Origin of the sequence: Sorangium sp. So ce406 (assembly GCF_051474675.1) — a bacterium.
Classification (GTDB): domain Bacteria; phylum Myxococcota_A; class Polyangia; order Polyangiales; family Polyangiaceae; genus Sorangium; species Sorangium cellulosum_G.
This window is the reverse complement of the sequence record NZ_CP150340.1, coordinates 6,295,996-6,312,223: the sequence shown is the minus strand read 5'-3', so window position 1 is coordinate 6,312,223 and position 16,228 is coordinate 6,295,996. Positions and strand designations below refer to the sequence as shown.

At 72.9% G+C, this 16,228-nt stretch carries 18 protein-coding genes; 11 read left to right on the top strand and 7 right to left on the bottom strand.

Features of this window, described 5'->3' with window-relative positions:
• Positions 1–3: 3 nt before the first annotated feature.
• Positions 4–981, bottom strand: a complete 978-nt coding sequence (locus WME96_RS23220) for an AAA family ATPase (RefSeq protein ID WP_433937699.1) — start codon at positions 979–981, stop codon at positions 4–6.
• Positions 978–2,384: a DUF4350 domain-containing protein gene (locus tag WME96_RS23215; protein ID WP_437292261.1), complete on the bottom strand. Its 1,407-nt coding sequence runs from the start codon at positions 2,382–2,384 to the stop codon at positions 978–980. Before WME96_RS23215 ends, WME96_RS23220 begins: the two co-directional genes overlap by 4 nt.
• Before the next feature lie 249 nt (positions 2,385–2,633).
• Here WME96_RS23215 and WME96_RS23210 point away from each other — a divergent pair, with 249 nt between their 5' ends.
• The 10 genes from WME96_RS23210 (at position 2,634) to WME96_RS23165 (ending at position 9,820) form a co-directional block, all read left to right on the top strand.
• Positions 2,634–2,816, top strand: a complete 183-nt coding sequence (locus tag WME96_RS23210; RefSeq protein ID WP_104982642.1) for a hypothetical protein — start codon at positions 2,634–2,636, stop codon at positions 2,814–2,816.
• Positions 2,817–3,246: 430 nt separating this feature from the next.
• Positions 3,247–3,513 carry a 30S ribosomal protein S16 gene (gene rpsP / locus WME96_RS23205; RefSeq protein WP_012237071.1) on the top strand — a complete coding sequence of 89 codons (267 nt, stop codon included), beginning with the start codon at positions 3,247–3,249 and terminating at the stop codon, positions 3,511–3,513.
• Position 3,514: 1 nt separating this feature from the next.
• Positions 3,515–3,766 (top strand): KH domain-containing protein, encoded by a 252-nt coding sequence (locus tag WME96_RS23200; RefSeq protein WP_061608562.1) that lies wholly within the window; start codon positions 3,515–3,517, stop codon positions 3,764–3,766.
• A gap of 12 nt (positions 3,767–3,778) precedes the next feature.
• Positions 3,779–4,291: a ribosome maturation factor RimM gene (gene rimM, locus WME96_RS23195; RefSeq protein ID WP_437292260.1), complete on the top strand. Its 513-nt coding sequence runs from the start codon at positions 3,779–3,781 to the stop codon at positions 4,289–4,291.
• 40 nt (positions 4,292–4,331) lie between these two features.
• Positions 4,332–5,126: a tRNA (guanosine(37)-N1)-methyltransferase TrmD gene (gene trmD / locus WME96_RS23190; RefSeq protein WP_437292259.1), complete on the top strand. Its 795-nt coding sequence runs from the start codon at positions 4,332–4,334 to the stop codon at positions 5,124–5,126.
• Complete coding sequence (locus WME96_RS23185; RefSeq protein WP_437292258.1) at positions 5,123–5,698, top strand: RNA methyltransferase; 576 nt, start codon at positions 5,123–5,125, stop codon at positions 5,696–5,698. The genes trmD and WME96_RS23185 overlap by 4 nt, the downstream gene beginning before the upstream one ends.
• 60 nt (positions 5,699–5,758) lie before the next feature.
• Positions 5,759–6,940 (top strand): tRNA epoxyqueuosine(34) reductase QueG, encoded by a 1,182-nt coding sequence (gene queG, locus WME96_RS23180; RefSeq protein WP_437292257.1) that lies wholly within the window; start codon positions 5,759–5,761, stop codon positions 6,938–6,940.
• A gap of 123 nt (positions 6,941–7,063) precedes the next feature.
• Positions 7,064–7,960, top strand: a complete 897-nt coding sequence (locus WME96_RS23175) for a lysophospholipid acyltransferase family protein (protein ID WP_437292256.1) — start codon at positions 7,064–7,066, stop codon at positions 7,958–7,960.
• Positions 7,961–8,048: 88 nt separating this feature from the next.
• Positions 8,049–8,774, top strand: coding sequence for a DUF72 domain-containing protein (locus tag WME96_RS23170; protein WP_437292255.1), 726 nt, complete (start codon positions 8,049–8,051; stop codon positions 8,772–8,774).
• Entirely contained in the window at positions 8,771–9,820 is a 1,050-nt protein-coding gene (locus WME96_RS23165; protein ID WP_437292254.1) for a hypothetical protein, read from the top strand. The genes WME96_RS23170 and WME96_RS23165 overlap by 4 nt, the downstream gene beginning before the upstream one ends.
• 419 nt (positions 9,821–10,239) lie before the next feature.
• Here the strand turns inward: WME96_RS23165 and rpmB are convergent, their stop codons facing one another.
• The 3 genes from rpmB to WME96_RS23150 all read right to left on the bottom strand — a co-directional run bounded on the left by rpmB (position 10,240) and on the right by WME96_RS23150 (position 12,660).
• Positions 10,240–10,464, bottom strand: coding sequence for a 50S ribosomal protein L28 (gene rpmB, locus WME96_RS23160; protein ID WP_061608570.1), 225 nt, complete (start codon positions 10,462–10,464; stop codon positions 10,240–10,242).
• 245 nt (positions 10,465–10,709) lie between these two features.
• Positions 10,710–11,624, bottom strand: coding sequence for a hypothetical protein (locus WME96_RS23155; protein ID WP_437292253.1), 915 nt, complete (start codon positions 11,622–11,624; stop codon positions 10,710–10,712).
• A 178-nt stretch (positions 11,625–11,802) separates the two neighbouring features.
• Positions 11,803–12,660 carry an N-formylglutamate amidohydrolase gene (locus WME96_RS23150; RefSeq protein WP_437292252.1) on the bottom strand — a complete coding sequence of 286 codons (858 nt, stop codon included), beginning with the start codon at positions 12,658–12,660 and terminating at the stop codon, positions 11,803–11,805.
• A 142-nt stretch (positions 12,661–12,802) separates the two neighbouring features.
• Between WME96_RS23150 and xerD the strand changes: the two genes are divergently transcribed.
• A complete protein-coding gene (xerD, locus tag WME96_RS23145; protein ID WP_433937688.1) occupies positions 12,803–13,693 on the top strand; it encodes a site-specific tyrosine recombinase XerD in 891 nt (296 codons plus the stop codon).
• Between the two features lie 15 nt (positions 13,694–13,708).
• Here the strand turns inward: xerD and WME96_RS23140 are convergent, their stop codons facing one another.
• Both WME96_RS23140 and WME96_RS23135 read right to left on the bottom strand, forming a co-directional pair.
• Positions 13,709–15,475 carry a serine/threonine protein kinase gene (locus WME96_RS23140; RefSeq protein WP_437292251.1) on the bottom strand — a complete coding sequence of 589 codons (1,767 nt, stop codon included), beginning with the start codon at positions 15,473–15,475 and terminating at the stop codon, positions 13,709–13,711.
• A 4-nt stretch (positions 15,476–15,479) separates the two neighbouring features.
• Positions 15,480–16,124: a hypothetical protein gene (locus tag WME96_RS23135; protein ID WP_437292250.1), complete on the bottom strand. Its 645-nt coding sequence runs from the start codon at positions 16,122–16,124 to the stop codon at positions 15,480–15,482.
• Positions 16,125–16,228: the final 104 nt, after the last annotated feature.

Genomic DNA, 16,228 nt, shown 5'->3' with positions numbered 1-16,228 from the left:
GACCTACGCCGGCCGCGCAGCGCGCCGGTAGCCCACGCGCTGGACCGCCTCCTCGACGATCGTGTCGCGCGCCTTCGTGTCCACGTCGGCCTCGGGCACGAGCACCAGGCGGTGCGCGAGCGTCGCGGGCGCCATGCCGCGCACGTCGTCCGGCGTCACGAACGGGCGCCCGCCGATCACCGCCGCCGCCTTCGCCGCCTGGATGAGCGCGAGCGTGGCCCGCGGGGAGGCGCCGAGCAGGACGCGGGGATGCGTGCGCGTGAACGCCGTGAGGTTCACCGCGTACTCGTACAGATCCTCCTCGACGTGGATGCGCCGCGCGACGCCCTGGAGCATGAGCAGGTCCTGGACGGCGAGCGTCGCCCGCGCGCGCGGCGGCTCGACGTTGTGCGCGCGGAGCATCGCCACCTCGTCCTTGTGCTGCGGGTACCCGAGGCTCACCCGGATGAGGAACCTGTCGATCTGCGCCTCCGGCAGCGGGTAGGTCCCCTCGAGATCGATCGGGTTCTGCGTCGCGAGCACCATGAAGGGCGACGGCAGCTCGAAGCGATCGCCCTCGATCGTCACCTGCCGCTCCTGCATGGCCTCGAGCAGGGCGGACTGGGTCTTCGCCGGGGCGCGGTTGATCTCGTCGGCGAGCACGAGGTTCGCGAAGATCGGACCGGGGCGCAGCGTGAACGTCCCCTCCTTGGGCGACAGGACGTACGTCCCCGTGATGTCGGCCGGCAGGAGGTCGGGCGTGAACTGGATCCGCCGCACGGACGCGCCCAGCGCGGCCGCGAACGCCTTGACCAGCGTGGTCTTTGCGACGCCAGGGACGCCTTCCAGCAGCACGTGCCCCTGCGCGAGCAGGGCGGTGAGCATCAGATCGATCGCGCGCGACGATCCGATGTAAACGCGCGTGATCTCCCGCCGGACCGCCTCGATCCGCTCCTTGGCAGCGGAGATTTCATCGACGGCGACGGCTTGAACCTGGTTCATCGAGCGCCTTTGTCAGAGGGTGGTGGTGCGAGCTTCGCGTCGGCCTGCGAGGGCGGCGCCGCCGAGCGGCCTTCCGGCGCGCCGGGATGAGGCCCCCGCGGCGGCTTCCGGCCGTCGGCGCCGCAGGCGGCAAGGACCTTCCGCACGACGTCGGCGGCGTGCATGAGCGCGGGCCTGGACACGTTCGCCGGCTTGCCGGCGACGACGGACGCTTCGACTCGGTACATGGTGCCCAGGACCTCCTTGAATGCCGAGAGGGCGCGCTCGTCAAGAGATCCCTCTCGGGCCACGAGCCGCGTGACCGTGTCCTGCGCCGGGTTGGCCTCGAGGCCGAAGCGCACGGACAGGGCCTCGAACAGCGCGCTCTTCAGCTCGAGGAACGCGAGCCCGCGGGGGGACGACGGGGCCGCGAGCACGGCGAAGCGCCCAGCGGCGCCGCCCTGCGAGACGAGCGGCGTCGGGCGGGCGTATCGAGGGAGGGGGCTCCGGTAAGGCCGCGCCGAGGCGCGCGCGGTCCAGAGCGCGAGCCCGAGGCCGGCCAGCGCTGCGAGGGCGAGGAGCGCGCCGCCGGGCAGGCCGTCGCGGCGGGCGTCCTCGACGGCGCTCGCGAGCGTCTTGAGCTGCTCGTCGAAGTCCTTGCGCAGCGACGTCTCGCCGCCGAACGAGCTCTCCTCGTCGAAGCGGTTCGCGACGATGTAGAGCCGTCCCCGGCGCGGCTGAGCCCCGTCTTCGTCGACGAGGTAGCGGGTCAGGCCCGAGGCGAACGCGCGGTTGCCCGGATACCGGAGCATCATGTTCATCAGCGCGGACGGGTCGCCCATCGCGAAGAGCCGGCCCTTGCCGACCTGTCCGGCGACGGCGACGATCACGTCGGGCTCGCTGACGGCGCGGATCCGCAGCACGGGCGAGAGGTTCGGGTGCCTCAGGCCGGTCGCGTGGTTCGTCACGAGCCGCTGCACATGGCTGACGACGGGGTGCGGGCCGATGGCGTGGCCGCCGACGACGTCGACGACCGGCTCCGCGACGGCGAGGGCGGGGCGGTTCCGGAGCGCGGCGACCGGCCGGGCTGGCGTCGGGATGCGCTCGATCTGGAACCGCCGGAGCGTGTCGTCGCCGCGGCCGAAGTCGTCGACGATCGCGAGCCGCCCGCCGGCCTTCATGAACGAGGTGGTGTCGTCCGCGTCGAGCGCCTGCAGCGGGTGGAGCACGAGGATTCCGTCCTCCGGGCCGACCTGGCTCCAGTCGAGCACAGCGACGGCGTGGACCCTGGCAACCCCGAGCTCCGCGCGCGCGATCTCGAGAAACTCGGAGCAACCCTCCCAGCTCGGGTCGTTGACGTCGAAGGCAGCGGCCGCTGCTCGGGCGGGCGCAAGCAGCGCCATCAGCGCGGCCAGCGCGACCACGAGGGAGCGGCATGTCGCCCGCGGGCGCACCCGCGGACGCCGATCATCCCAGTGAAACTCGAAGGATGCGTGCGTAGGCCACGCGCCGTGCCGCGTCATGAGCGCCGCGAACATACCACCGTCGGCCCGAGCGATAACCTTGACCCGCCATCCCACATTGCTAGATTCGCTTCTAAGAGCGGGGTGCTTTCTCCCAGACCTCGTTCCACCAATTCAGCCGAGCACTCTACGAGGTGGAGGGGTTAGTCGATGCTTCCTCCGTTCATCATCGAGCAAATACGGCAGCGCGAAGAAGAGAAGGATCGGTCCAGAAGAGAAGAAATTCGACCGCGCCTTGAGCTGCCGATCGAACGCTACCCCGCACCTCGTCGTCTTCCGGACGCGGAAGAGGACGATCCCAACCGGGGCGTCATCATCCTCGACCTGGGCTGACGCCACGTGTAGCACGCAGGTCCCCTCTCTGATTCCCGCGGGAACGCCAGCCCAGCGGTTCCCGTGAGCGGTCCCCCCCGGACGCTCTCCGCTTTCCCCGCAACTCCCACATTTTTTCGGCGTCGCGCATCGTCCGATGCGTGCTGAGCTCGGTCACCCGCCTGTACCAGGGTTCAGCGAAGCTCGTCTGGTCGGAACGGCCGGTCACGACGACGGCGGGCACGAGCGCGGCATGCGCATGGGGGCGGGGAAAAAGTTGCCCTTCGCAGGGCTCGCCACGCGCGTGCGGGGTTGACCACCGGCGGGATCTTCGCCTAGGTTGCGCCCCCACTTCTGGCGCCGGGCACTGAACGAGCTACGCTCCGGCGCCTCAGAGCAGGCCGTGCACAACGTGCGCACGGGCTCTTCCATATCGATCGAGGTTCTACAGATGGCCGTTCATATTCGCCTCGCCCGCGCGGGCACCAAGAAGACGCCCTTCTACCGCATCGTCGTCGCCGACCAGCGCAGCCCGCGCGGCGGCAGGTTCATCGAGCGGCTGGGCACGTACGACCCGCGCAGGACGGAGATCCGCCTCGACGTGCCCCGCGTGAGGCACTGGATCTCGAACGGCGCCCAGCCGACGCACACGGTGGCGCTGCTTCTGAAGCATCCTGGGCTTGCCCAGGCGGCCGCTCCGGCGGACGCCGCGAAGTAGCATGGCCTCCTCGACGTCTCCGCTGGTCGATCTCGTCGCGCTCGTCGCTCGAGCGCTCGTCGATCACCCGGACCGGGTCGTGGTGCGCGAGGTCGCGGGCGACCGCTTCCCGCGGATCGAGCTGACGGTCGCGCGAGAGGACATCGGCAAGGTGATCGGCAAGGATGGGCGCACCGCGCAGTCGATCAGGACGCTGCTGAGCGCCGCTGCGAGCAAGTCGGGGCGGCGCGCGCACCTCGACATCCTCGACTGAGACGGGCCCGACGTGGAGCGACGTTACGTTCCCGTCGCGGAGGTCGCCCGCCCGCACGGCGTGCAGGGCGAGCTGCGGCTGCGGCTCTACAACGAGGCGTCCGACCTGCTCGTCGCGCGGCTCGCGGTCAAGCTGCGCCTCGCGGACGGGGCCGAGCGGGACGCGAAGCTCGTCGCGACGCGGCCCGCCGACAAGGCGCTGCTCGTGCGGCTCGCGGGCGTCGACGATCGGGACGCGGCCGAGGCGCTGCGCGGCGCGCAGGTGTGCGTGCCGCGCGACGCGTTCGCGCCGCTCTCCGAGGGCGAGTTCTACGCATGCGATATCGAGGGGGCGCGCGTGATGACGCCCGAGGGCACGGTGCTCGGGCACGTGAAGTCGCTCCAGTCGTACCCGACCTGCGACGTCCTCGTCGTGGAGCGGCGCGGCGCAGACTCGATCGAGATCCCGCTGACCGAGGGCTTCGTCAGCAGCGTGGACGTGGAACAGCACCTGGTCCAGCTCGTCACGCTGGAAGGCCTCGTCTGAGCCGCCGTTCGGCGCGAGGCAGCCCGCCGCGGCAGGTTCAATGCGCATCGCTGTAGTCACCCTGTTTCCAGAGCTCTTCCAGGGCTTTCTGGCGATCGGCATGGTCGGGCGGGCGCTCGCTTCGAGCGCGGTCACCGTGCAGATGCGCAGCCCACGCGAGTTCGGCCTCGGCCGGCACCGAAGCGTCGACGACACGCCCTACGGCGGTGGCTCGGGCATGGTGATGCGCGTCGACTGCATCGTCCGCTGCATGGAGGCGCTCGACGAGGCTGCCGGCGAGGGCGAGCCGGCGATCGCGCCTCCAGCGGGCGAAGGGGAGGCGTCGCCCGGCCTGGCTCGGCGGGCGCATCGGATCCTGCTCACGCCGCAGGGACAGCCCTTCCGCCAGGAGAAGGCGATCGAGCTCGCGGCGCGCCCCTCCATCGCGCTCGTGTGCGGCCGATACGAAGGGTTCGACGAGCGGGTCCGCGCCTTCGTCGACGAGGAGATCTCGCTCGGCGACTTCGTGATGACCGGCGGCGAGGTGGCGGCCATGGCGGTGATCGACGCGTGCGTACGCCTGCTGCCAGGGGTGCTGGGCAACGCGGGATCGGCGGAGCACGAGTCCCACAGCCCCGCGCTGTCCGGGCTCCTGGAGTACCCGCAGTACACGCGCCCCGTGGAGTTCCGCGGGCACAGGGTGCCCGAGGTGCTGCAGCAGGGGAACCACGCCGCGATCGCCCGATGGCGACAGGCGCAGGCAGAGCTGCGCACGGCCGAGCGGCGGCCCGACCTGTGGCGCAAGGCGCGAGGGGGAGACGCTCCGCCGGACGAGCGCGGCGAGGTGCGGCGATGAGGCTCGCGCTCGCGCTCGTTCACTACCCGGTGCTCGATCGCTCCGGCGAGACGGTGACCACGGCGATCACGAACCTCGACCTGCACGACATGGCGCGAAGCGCGCGCACGTACGGGGCCGAGCGGCTCTTCGTCGTGCACCCGGTCGCAGCCCAGCGCGCCCTGGCAGAGCGGATCAGGGAGCACTGGGTCGTCGGATCAGGCAAGCGCCGGATCCCGGATCGCGCCGTCGCGCTGGACGTGCTCAGCGTGGTCTCGAGCCTCGAGGAAGCGTACGGCGCGCTGAGCAGCGCGGGACGAGAGGGCGTCGAGGTCTGGACGACCGCGGCCGCTTCGCGGGGGCTGCCCGTGACGAGCTATGCGGAGACCCGCGCGCGCCTCGCGCAGGCGACCCGGCCGGTGCTGATCACGTTCGGCACGGGCTGGGGTCTCGCGCCGGAGCTCATCGCCAACGCCGACGTCAGGATCGAGCCCATCCGCGCGGCCGGGAACACCGGCTACAATCACCTCAGCGTGCGCGCGGCGTGCGCGATCACGCTCGATCGGCTGCTCGGCGAGCAGACCGCCGGGTGAGCTCGCGAGGTCGCCGCGCGTGAAGCCGGCGCCCACGTCCGTACGGCTACCATCGACGTCATGAACAAGCGCGATGCCCATCGTCCCGCAGGGGAGGCGAGCGCGGAGCGACCGACGGTCGATCGCCTCGTCCGCGAGCAGGCGTTCGCGCTCGGGTTCGATGTCGTCGGGGTCGCGCGCGCGGACGAGCCGATCGGGATCGAGCACGCCCGGTACCTCGAGTTCATCGAGCGCGGCATGCACGGGGAGATGGGCTACCTCGCGGAGTACGCGGAGCAGCGGCGACGGCTGGACACCGGCGCGATCCTCGAGGGCGCGCGCTCGGTCGTGTGCGTCGGCCGCAGGTACGCCCGCCCCAGGGAGAGCGAGGGGCGCGACCCCGCGCTCGCGCAGAGCGTCGCGCGGTACGCGCGGGGGCAGGACTATCACAACCACCTGAAGCGCCGGCTGCGGCGGCTCGCGTCCTTCATCCGGTCGCTCGCGCCGTCGGTCGCCGCGCGGCCGCTCTGCGACGTCGAGCCGGTGATGGAGCGCGTCTGGGCGGCGCGCGCGGGCATCGGCTTCGTCGGCAAGAACGGGCTCCTCATCACGCCGGGGCAGGGGAGCTACCAGCTCCTCGGCGAGGTGGTGACCACGCTGCCGCTCGTCCCCGACGTTCCCATCGCGGAGCGCTGCGGATCGTGCACGCGCTGCCTCGACGCGTGCCCGACGCAGGCGTTCGACGCGCCCTTCGTGCTCGATCCGCGTCGCTGCATCGCGTACCTGACGATCGAGCAGCGGAGCGCGCCGGCCGAGGGGCTGCGGACCGGCATCGGAGAGCACCTCTTCGGTTGCGATGTCTGCCAGGAGGTCTGCCCGTTCAACAAGACCGCGCCGCCGCCGCTCGAGCGCACCGCGCCGTTTCATCCGCTGGCGCGATGGGAAGCCCGGGACGTCGACGACCTCGCGTCGCTGGGCGAGCAAGAGTTCGACGCGCTGACGGTCGGGACGCCGCTCCGGCGCGCGCGGCGCGGCGGGCTGGCCAGGAACGCGACCATCGTCGCTGCAAACCGGCTCGCGCGCGGCGCAGAAGGCGCGGCCGCGTCCAGCGCGAGGCGCGCGCTCGCCGCGGCGCTCACCCACGAGGATCCCTCGGTGCGCGCCGTCGCTGCGTGGGGGGTGCGCCGCGCCGGGGGCGCCGAGCCGACGAACCCGGCCGCGCCCGGACCCGCCGAGCCGCCCGAGGATCCCGGCGCAGGCTGAGGCGCGCAGCGCGCCTACACGGCCCCTCGGGCCGCGGCGCGGCGGTGCTCCGGCGCTCTTCGCGGACGCCTCGCGATCCGCTACGGTGTCCGCCTGCAAGACGCCGCGCGCACGAGCACGAACGTGGATCTCCCTTCCAGGCTCCGAGCGCTCCTCGACGACCTGCGCCACCACGACTCCGTGCTCTGGCGGCGCGCGGTCGACGCTGGGGTGACCTACGGCCCAGACCTCCTCGTCCGCCACAGCCCTGCGCTGTTCGGGCTCTTCTTCGGCGCGGTGTTGCCAGAGCAGCGCAAGGCCGTGCTCCGGAACCTGCGGCTGGCGCTCGGCGAGCGGGGGGCGCTCGACGAGTACCGGGACGTCGCCCGGGTGTTCATCAACTTCGCCAACTGCCTCACCGACGCGTTCATCGCGGGCAGCAGCCGGTCCGAGCGGCTCACCGGCCTGTGCGTGAACGACGAGCACTTCACGAACGCGTTCCGGCGCGGCCACGGGGTGATCGTCGTCACGGCGCACACCGGCGGCTGGCAGGCCGCCGCGCCGCTGCTGCGCTCGGTGCATGCAGCCGACGTGCTCGTCGTGATGCAGCGCGAGCGCGACAGCCGGGCGCAGGCCATCCAGGACGGCACGCGCGATCGGGTCGGCGTGCGGATGCAGCACGTGGAGGATGATCCGCTCGCGGTGCTCCCGCTGCTCGCGCACCTGCGTCGAAAGGGCGTCGTGGCCATCCAGATCGATCGGCTGCCGTCCGGGATGCGCGGGCGCGACGTCGAGCTCTTCGGGATGCCCTGGCGCGTGCCAGAAGGGCCGCTCCAGCTCGCCGCTGTGAGCGGCGCGCCCATCGTCCCGGTGTTCACCCGCCGGACCGGGTTCATGCAGTACGAGATCTGCATCGCGCCGCCGATCTCGCTGCCCCGCAGGCCAGGACCGTCCGAGCTCGACGTCGCAGCGCGGCAGATCACGGCCGAGATGGAGCGGTTCCTCCGGGAGAACCCGACGCAGTGGTTCCACTTCGAATAATCAAGGATTTTGAGCCTCGCGCGAGAAATCGCGCCGCCGTCGGCCATGCGCTGCATCGGCGCGCAAGCTGGGTTAAGAGTCCGCGCTGATGGCCCGCCTCCTCGTCGGACTGCCCTCGCTCAAGGGGGATATCCAGAAGTACAAAGATCGCTTCGATCTGGTCGAGCTCCGTCCGGTCGACTCGTCGCTGCCCCGCGTGACGACGCTGCGCAAGTGGCGCAAGGCGGTCCCGCCAGGCTTCGTCTTCAGCGTCGTGCTGCCGCGCGTGGTCGGCGAGCTCGCGTCCGGGAGCGAGCTCGACGAGGCGCTCTCGACCTCGCTCGAGGTGGCGGCCGTGCTGGAGGCGCGATGCATCGTGCTCCAGACGCCGGCGTCGCTCCGGCCGACGGCGAGCAACCGCAAGAAGCTCGCGGCGCTGTTCGAGCGCCTGCCGGCGGAAGGGGTCGTGCGCTGCTGGGAGCCCTCCGGGATCTGGGAGCGCGACGACATCGTCGCGACCGCGCGCGCCGCGAAGGTCATCCCGGTGCTCGACGTCGCCCGGGACGCCCCCCCGCCCGGGCCGATCGTCTACACCCGGCTGCGCGCGCTCGGAAAATCCTCGTCGCTCGGGGCGGCCGCGCTCGAGCGCGTCGCCGATCGCCTGCGCGGACGGCGCGAGGTGTTCCTGGTCGTCGAGGGAGACCGCGCGGTCCAGATCAAGTCGCAGCTCGCGGCGTCGCTCGCGCGCAAGCCCGATCGCTCAACGGCTTCGGCTGTGGTAAGGCCGACCATGCCCATGCCGAACACCCTCGTCGCCGAGGACGAGGAGCAGTGATCCGCGGCGCCGCGGCCACGGCGAGCGACGCCTCTGCGGCCTCGGCCGCTCGGGCCGCGCTCGAGTCGTCCGGCAGCGCGATCGACGCGATCGTCGCCGGCTTCTTCGCCGCCGCGGGCGCGCAGCCCGACGTGCTGCTGGCGCCCGCGGTGGCGCTCGCGGCCGGCGTCGGCGTCGGCGCGCGGGCGTTCGATGGACGGGCGATCCAGCCCGGCCGCGGCGCGCCGCGGCCGCGCGGGTTCGTCGACGGGCAGAGCGTTCCGGAGGCCGCGCGCGTCGCGGTCCCGCGATCGCTCGGCATGCTGGTCCTGCTGCACGGTTACCTCGGGCGCGCGCGGCTCCGCGAGCTGGTGCGCGCCGGCGTTGCCGCGGCCGAGCGCGCGGGCGCGAGCGGGCGCGCGGCGCTGCTCCGCGAGGTCGGCTCGCTCGGCGCGGTGGCGCTCCGGGCGCGCGACGTGGAGCGGGCGCTGCTCGCCGTGGGCGGGCCGGTCGCCGGCGGGACGCTGACCGCCGAGGACATCGCCGAGGCCGTCCCGGCCGAGGTCGAAGCCGCGTCGACGCCGATCGCGGAGGGCGCCACGGCGCTCCAGGCGCCGTGGCCGGTCGCGGAGCAGGCGCGGCCCGCGGACGCCATCGTCGCCTGCGACGGCTGGGGCACGGTCGCGGCGCTGGCCTACGCGCGCACCGACGACGGGATCGCCGTGCCCGAGCTCGAGATCGCGCTCGGCCGCGATGCCGTCCCGGTGCGCCGCGGCATCACGCGCCTCGCGCCGGGCACGCCCTTGCCAGCGGCGGCGCCGATCGCGATTCTCCAGCGCAGCACCCTCGCGGCGGCCGTCGCGCTGACCGGCAAGCCCAGCCTCGACGTGAACGCCCTCGGCGCGCTCCTTCACGGCACCGCGCTCGAGGCCGCCCTTCACGACGTCCGCACGCAGTTGAGCGCCGAGGGCGCCCTCGCCGTGCTGCGCGACGACCGCGACGCGCGCGCGGTCCACCTCGCGCCCGGCTTCATGGCGGGACCTGGGACGCGGCCAGCAGGCGATTGAGACGAAGCTGGAGCGGGCTGGCCGACGCGCTGTGCGCGGCAGCGCGTCCATCGAGCGGCCTGGCCGACGCCACGCTGGCTGGCCGAGCGGGAGCTAGCCGCCGCCGCCCTGCGGCGGCTGGCCGACGCCACGCTGGCTGGCCGAGCGGGAGCTGGCCGCCGCCCTGCGGGCGGCTGACCGACGCCCCTACCGTCGAGGGCTCCGGGGAACGTTAGGGGGCGCTGCGTGATGCCGCGACCGACGACGTTCGCGGCGAAGCATCGGCCGACGCTTGGCGGCCGCACAGAGTGCCTGCCGCAGGATGCTGGGGCTACGTGTGGAGCGGGGCGGAGCCCCGGGAGGAATCAGAAGGAGAGCGCTGCGCGCGTGCAGCCGCGAAGCGGCTGCGAGACACTCGCCTGGTCGCGCCGGCGCGGCGCCTAGAGCGCGACGCCGTGGCGCTTCGCGTACGCGACGACGCCGATCTTGTCGATCGTGCGGATGTCGCGCGTCGTGAGGTTGAGCTTCACGAAGCGGTTGAGCTCGGGGACCCAGACGCGCCGGGTCTGGATGTTGACGAGCTGCCAGCGCTTCGTCTTGATGTTGGAGTGGGAGACATTCTGCGCCAGAAGCTTCCGCTTCCCAGTGATGTCGCTCTTCGCCATGACGTCCTCGGTTGGAAGGAGCACCGCCCTCGGTGCCCCGACCTGTATCGAAAAAACTGGCCGGGCACACGCCCTGCGCGGGGGAGCAGGGGGGCTCGGGAGCGCGGGAAAGTGAAGGAAGCCGGGGGACATGTCAAGCGTCCACCCGCGCTCGTCGCGCATCTTTGCGTTTACGCCGTTTGCGCAGCACGGCGCAGCTCCCGGAGCGCGCCCAGCTCTTTTTTGCGTGCTTCTGGCGCAGGAGCCTAGGTCAGCCACTCGCCGCCGGAGGGCGGACGCTGGTCCGGGCCATCCTTGTCGCTCGGGCGCGAGTGCAGGTCGATGCGCCGAGCGTCGGCGGCCAGACGCCAGGCCAGGATCTGGAACAGGCCCAGGCTCGTGAGGGCGGACGTGGCGGCGAACGCCACCCCCGCGGAGAGCACACCGACGAGCTCGCCCGGGGAGAAGGCGCCGAGCTGCGCGAGCCTGCCGACGACCAGGTCAGCCGTGAAGGCGAGCACCACCGCGACAGCAAGGAACGTCCCGGCGCCCGTCGTCTCGGACCCCATGAAGCCGGTGAGGCTGGACAGCACCGCCAGGATCACCATCACGGCGCCGAGCTGGCCCAGGTGCGGATCGACCAGGGCGAGCTGCGCGACGGCCTGTCCGAAAGACGGGAGCGCGACGAGGAAAGCGGCCACGAGCAGCCAGCGCGCGCCGCTGTACGCCCGGTAGCGCGACCGGAAGACGAGCGCCGCCGGCAGCGCTATCGCCGCCACCGCCCGGGCGGCTCCCCAGCCGAACGCCGTCCCGGAGCTCTGCAGGCCGATGACGGTCGCGATCGCCCCCAGCACCACCATGGCCACGGCGCGCTGCCTGTAGCTCACCGACGTGAGCGCGGTGAACAGCGCGACGATCCCGAGCACGAACGCGGGCGGCCCGGCGACCACGCCCTCCGGACGGAGCCCCGCGAGCGACAGGCCCCCGAGGAGGAGAAACCCCACGCCCACGGCGGCGCACCAGATCCGCGCCGCGTCCTGCGCCGGACGCATCGGCGCGAGATCCTCCATGAGCGCCTCGGACGCGAGCAGCGGCTTGGTGACGCGCTCGCGCGCGCTCGGGGGCGCCTCCTCGATCGTGATGACCGGGCTCGCCCCGAGCTGCCGCTCGGCCGGCGCCACGCTGTTCGATGCCGCTGCGGGCGTCTCCTCCGCGGGGCGGATGGCCGGGGCGTCGTCGACTGTGGCGCCCTCCAGCGGGGCTGGTGCTGCCTTTTCCCGTTCGGCGGTCGCGCGACGGCTTGCTGGGGGGCGGTCGCGGTTCGCCTCTCCGCAAGGCTTTTCCATCGATGGGGCTGGATCAGATCTCACGGGCGTCGAGGGGGTTGCGGCGAAGCTGACCGAGCAGCTCGGCCGAGGTGAGCCGCGCGACCAGGGTGCGCCCGAAGTCTCGCACGGCAGTGAATCCTTGCCCATCCATCGCGAGGGATTGCTCGTCCATGTACAGCCGGCGCGCAATCTCGATCTGCACGGCGTGGACGGCACGGTGCGGCTGGCCGTAGTGCGCTGTGCTGAAACCTCCTTTGTAGGGGTCGTCGTGGCGCACCGAGAAGCCGTAGGCGCGCGCGTGCTGGTCGACCACGTCGATCACCGGGCTGGCGGCGGTCGTCCGCCCGCGCGTCCCGGGGACGATGTCGGCGCGGCCGACGGCGCCCTCCGCGCCGCGGCGGCTCTGGCTCGGCATCGAGTGCGCGCAGAGGAGGATCGCGAAGCCGAAGCGCTCGCGCTTGCGGGCAAGGATGGCGCTCAGGCTGCGGTGGTAGGGGCGATAGAACCGGTCGAGCCGGCGCTCCACCTCGCGCCGCGGGAGGCGCGAGGTGAGGATGGGCTTGCCGTCCGTGGTCACACGCCAGATGAGCCCCCTCGGGTAGGGCGCCCGGCCACCCCCCTCGACCGCGTCGCCGTCACAGTCGGCCTCGCTCCGGTTGAGATCGACGACCAGGCGGCTCATCCGGGAGAACAGGAGCGTCGCCCCCTCGGCCGGCGCGTCCTGGAAGAGCGCGTCGACGTAGAGATCGGCGTCGCGCCCGATGCTGCGCGCAGGGGCGATGGTCCACGACAGCGACTCGGGATCCATGTGGACGCCCGCGTGCGGTACCTCGACGAGGACCGGGCTTTCCGCTCCGCGGGGCTCGACGACCTCGAAGGGTGACAGCACGGCGACACTGTGACGCATTCCGCGCCCGGCTGGAACCGGGACGGGCGCGGATCAGGCTGGAACGCAGGAAGAGCTACGGCCGTCCGGGGTGCACCTGCCCCGCTTTCTGGCGCACTTTGCCGCTTTCGCAGTAGCGTTGGGCGTGGACCTCGCGACCTGGGTGGACGCGTACCTCGATCACCTGCGCGTCGAGCGGGCTCTGGCGCCCCTGACGCTCGAGGCGTACGGCCACGACCTCGCCAAGCTCGTCGCGCATGCGGAGGCGGCCGGGATCACGACCGTCGAGGGGCTCGACCAGGCGCTGATCGGCACCTACCTTGTCGCGCTCGGCCAGGCGGGCATCAGCGCGAGCTCGGCCGCTCGCCATCTCTCCGCGGTCCGCGGGTTCATCCGCTTCCTGCTGCGCGAGCGCCGGATCGAGCGCGATCCGTGCGCGCTCGTCGAGCGACCCCGGGTCGGGCGGCGGCTGCCCAAGGTGCTCTCGTTCGACGAGATCGCGCTCCTCATCGAGGCGCCCGAGCAGGGGACCTTCAGGGGCCTGCGCGATCGCGCCATGCTCCACGTGATGTACGCGGCCGGCCTGCGCGTGAGCGAGGTGGTGCGCCTCAAGCTCGCGGACATCGAGCGGCGCAAGGGGATCGTGATGGCGCTCGGCAAGGGCGGGAAGCGACGGCTCGTGCCGCTCGGGGAACCGGCGCTCGCGGCGATCGACGCCTACCTGGAGGCGCGCGCCGCGCACCCGCGCAGCGCGTCGACGCAGGTGCTGTTCCTCTCGCCGCGCGGCGGGGCGCTCACCCGGCAGGCGGTATGGAAGCTCCTCGGGGGGTACGCCCGCGCCGTCGGCATCGACAAACCGAGCTCGCCGCACAAGCTCCGCCACTCGTTCGCGACACACCTGCTCGAGGGGGGCGCCGATCTCCGCAGCGTCCAGGCGCTCCTCGGTCACGCGAACGTCGTGACGACCGAGATCTACACGCACCTCGCCGACGACCACGTGCGCGCCGCGTACAGGCGGGCGCACCCGCGCGCGTGAGCGTACGTCCCGTGGTTAGTTGCAGCGCTTGAGGAATTTTCCGCAGGGCTTTTTCGTGGCCTGCCCCGCCGGCTTGGCGGGCGCCGGGGGGATCTCGGTCAGCTGAAACTCCTGGACGAGCGGCGTGCCGGCCTTGGCGACGACCTTCAAGCTCCGCGGGAAATAACCGGCGCGCTTCACGGCAATCTGGTGCACCCCCGGCGTGAGCTCGAGGTCGACCTCGGGGGCCTGCGTCGCCTTGCCGTCGACCGTGATCTCCTCGCAGGTGACGGGCTTGCACGAGATCTTCACCGGCACCAGCGCGCTGGCCGCAGCGCCGGCGTCGGCCGGGGCGCCGGCGTCGACAGGGGCCTGGGCGATCGCGGCGCCGGCGTCGGGCGCCGGCGCGGTGGCGGCGGGCTCGGGCGGCGGGGGCACGGCCGACGGCAAGGGCGGCACGACGGAGGCCGACGTCGAGGCGCTGGGGCTCGGCTGCGCCTGGTCCTTGCGGTCCAGGACGTACCAAGCGGCGGCGGTGCCCCCGACGAGCAGCACCGCGGCGATGCCGACCGCCAGGGACGCCGCCTTGCCCCAGGGCGACCGCGGCGAGGGGCTGACCGCGGTCAGCGCGGTGCCGGCCGTCCGAGCGGGCGCCGCGGGGCTCTCGGCCGGAGGCGACGGCGCCTCCGTGAGGGTCACGTCGGGGAGCGTCGGCTGCGGTGAGTGCGACGGCTGCAGCGCGGGGCCGAGGGGCGGCGACGGCGCATGCGGCGGCGACGGCGCAGGGGAGAACGGCGCGAACGGCGACGGCGCGAGCTGCGTGGCGTCGCCCAGCGGCAGCGGCGCAGGCGCGGCCGCCGCGGGGACGGCGTGGGGCGGCGGCGCAGGGACGACCGCCTCGCTCGCCGATGGGGACAGGGCGAGCGTGGAGCCCACCTCGATGGCGGCCGCCGAGAAGCCGCTGAGCATGGCGGCGAGCTCGCTCGCGGAGCGGAAGCGCTCGCGGGGATCGTGCGCGAGCGCGCGCGCGAAGGCGGCGTCGAGCGCCGGGCTCAGAGGGACGCCGAGCTCCGCGGCGCGCGCGGAGGCGGCGAGGCGCGGCCCCATGAGCTCGCGCTGCCAGCCGGGCACGTCGACCTGACCCTGGCAGGACCGCCAGTACGAGCGACCGGTGAGCGCGAAGAAGGCGACGAGCGCCGCGGAGAAGATGTCGGCCGCGGCGCCCGCAGGGACCCCCGGCTGCACCTGCTCGGGCGCGAGCCACGGCGCGGACTGGACGTAGCCGTCCGGCGTCGGCAGCAGGCTCCGCGCGACCGACGGCCCGAAATCGGTGACCTTCACGTTGCCCGGAGCGCCCGGATCGATGAACAGGTTCGTCGGCTTGAGGCCGTGATGCGGGACCTCGCGCGCGTGCGCCGCGTCGAGCACCGCCGCGAGCGAGCGGAGCATCGACCCGACCTCCTCGAAGCCCAGCGGACGGCGCCGCGCGACCTCGGCGAGCGACGGGACATGGATCATGTCCGTCACCGTGAAGGGCGCGGCGGTCCCCTGGTCGTAGCCAGCCTCGAGGATGTGCGCGGCGAACTCCTGCGGCAGCCTGTTCGTCTCGGCCACGTACCGCTGCAGGTGCTGCATCGCGTCCGGGCGCTGACCGATCACCGGCGAGTACAGCTTGAGGGCGACGTCGCGCGCCTGCGCCGTCGCCGCGCGGAAGGTGGCCGTCGCACCCCCGTAACCGAGCAGCGCGCGGACAGAGAACCTCCCCGCGATGACGCTGCCCGGCGCGACGTTCGGTGCCGTCACGAGATCACTCCCCCGCGACCGAGATCGACTCGATCGATTGCAGGATGGTCGCGTCGGCGCCGGAGCTGTCGTCGTCCGGCACGAAGCCGAGCCCGAGCAGGATCTCGCCCTCCTTGCCGGTGTCGGCGAAGATCAGCAGCGGTCCCTTCTTGGTCCCGCGCGCGGCGCCCTCGCTCTGCCAGAGGCCGATCTTCCTTCCGGCGATGTCCTTGGTCTCGAGGGGCTTCTTCCAGTTCACCTTCTTCTTGGGCAGCGTCACGTTGATCTCGTGCGCCAGCGCGTCGAGCGCGGCGTCGCGCTTCTCCGCCGCCTGCTTGCCCTCGCCCACGTCGACCTGCGCCGTCGCGAGGGCCGGGCCCTCGGCCGCGGCCTGCGCGATCGTCGCGCTCTCGGCCTGGGCGTAGGTCCAGCCCTTCACGGGCGTGAGGACGAAGGAGCTCCGGGCGATCTTGGCCCGGGTCGATTCCTCGGCCTCGCACGCCTCGTCGAGCGCCTTGCAAGGCTTCGGCGCGGGCGGGGGCGGGGGTTCGGGCGCCGCGGTCACGGGGGGCTCGGGCGCTACGGGTTGGGGTGGAGGCGGCGAGCTGCACGCCGCGGCGAGCGCCGCCGCAGCGCTCAGCGCCAGGGTGGGCCATCGTCGAAAGAACATTGCGCCCGAGCGTTGCAGGACCGGACCCGGTACGGCAAGTAAAGAGCGATCCGGGGGGACGGCTTGCGCCGGGGGGCGCGGCAGGCGCCGCCTGGAACGCCGAG

Excerpts from the sequence above, each read along its gene's own strand:
- WME96_RS23220 (WP_433937699.1), bottom strand. The coding sequence starts at position 981 with ATGAACCAGGTTCAAGCCGTCGCCGTCGATGAAATCTCCGCTGCCAAG.
- WME96_RS23210 (WP_104982642.1), top strand. The coding sequence starts at position 2,634 with ATGCTTCCTCCGTTCATCATCGAGCAAATACGGCAGCGCGAAGAAGAG.
- rpsP (WP_012237071.1), top strand. The coding sequence starts at position 3,247 with ATGGCCGTTCATATTCGCCTCGCCCGCGCGGGCACCAAGAAGACGCCC.
- WME96_RS23200 (WP_061608562.1), top strand. The coding sequence starts at position 3,515 with ATGGCCTCCTCGACGTCTCCGCTGGTCGATCTCGTCGCGCTCGTCGCT.
- trmD (WP_437292259.1), top strand. The coding sequence starts at position 4,332 with ATGCGCATCGCTGTAGTCACCCTGTTTCCAGAGCTCTTCCAGGGCTTT.
- WME96_RS23185 (WP_437292258.1), top strand. The coding sequence starts at position 5,123 with ATGAGGCTCGCGCTCGCGCTCGTTCACTACCCGGTGCTCGATCGCTCC.
- queG (WP_437292257.1), top strand. The coding sequence starts at position 5,759 with ATGAACAAGCGCGATGCCCATCGTCCCGCAGGGGAGGCGAGCGCGGAG.
- WME96_RS23170 (WP_437292255.1), top strand. The coding sequence starts at position 8,049 with ATGGCCCGCCTCCTCGTCGGACTGCCCTCGCTCAAGGGGGATATCCAG.
- rpmB (WP_061608570.1), bottom strand. The coding sequence starts at position 10,464 with ATGGCGAAGAGCGACATCACTGGGAAGCGGAAGCTTCTGGCGCAGAAT.
- WME96_RS23135 (WP_437292250.1), bottom strand. The coding sequence starts at position 16,124 with ATGTTCTTTCGACGATGGCCCACCCTGGCGCTGAGCGCTGCGGCGGCG.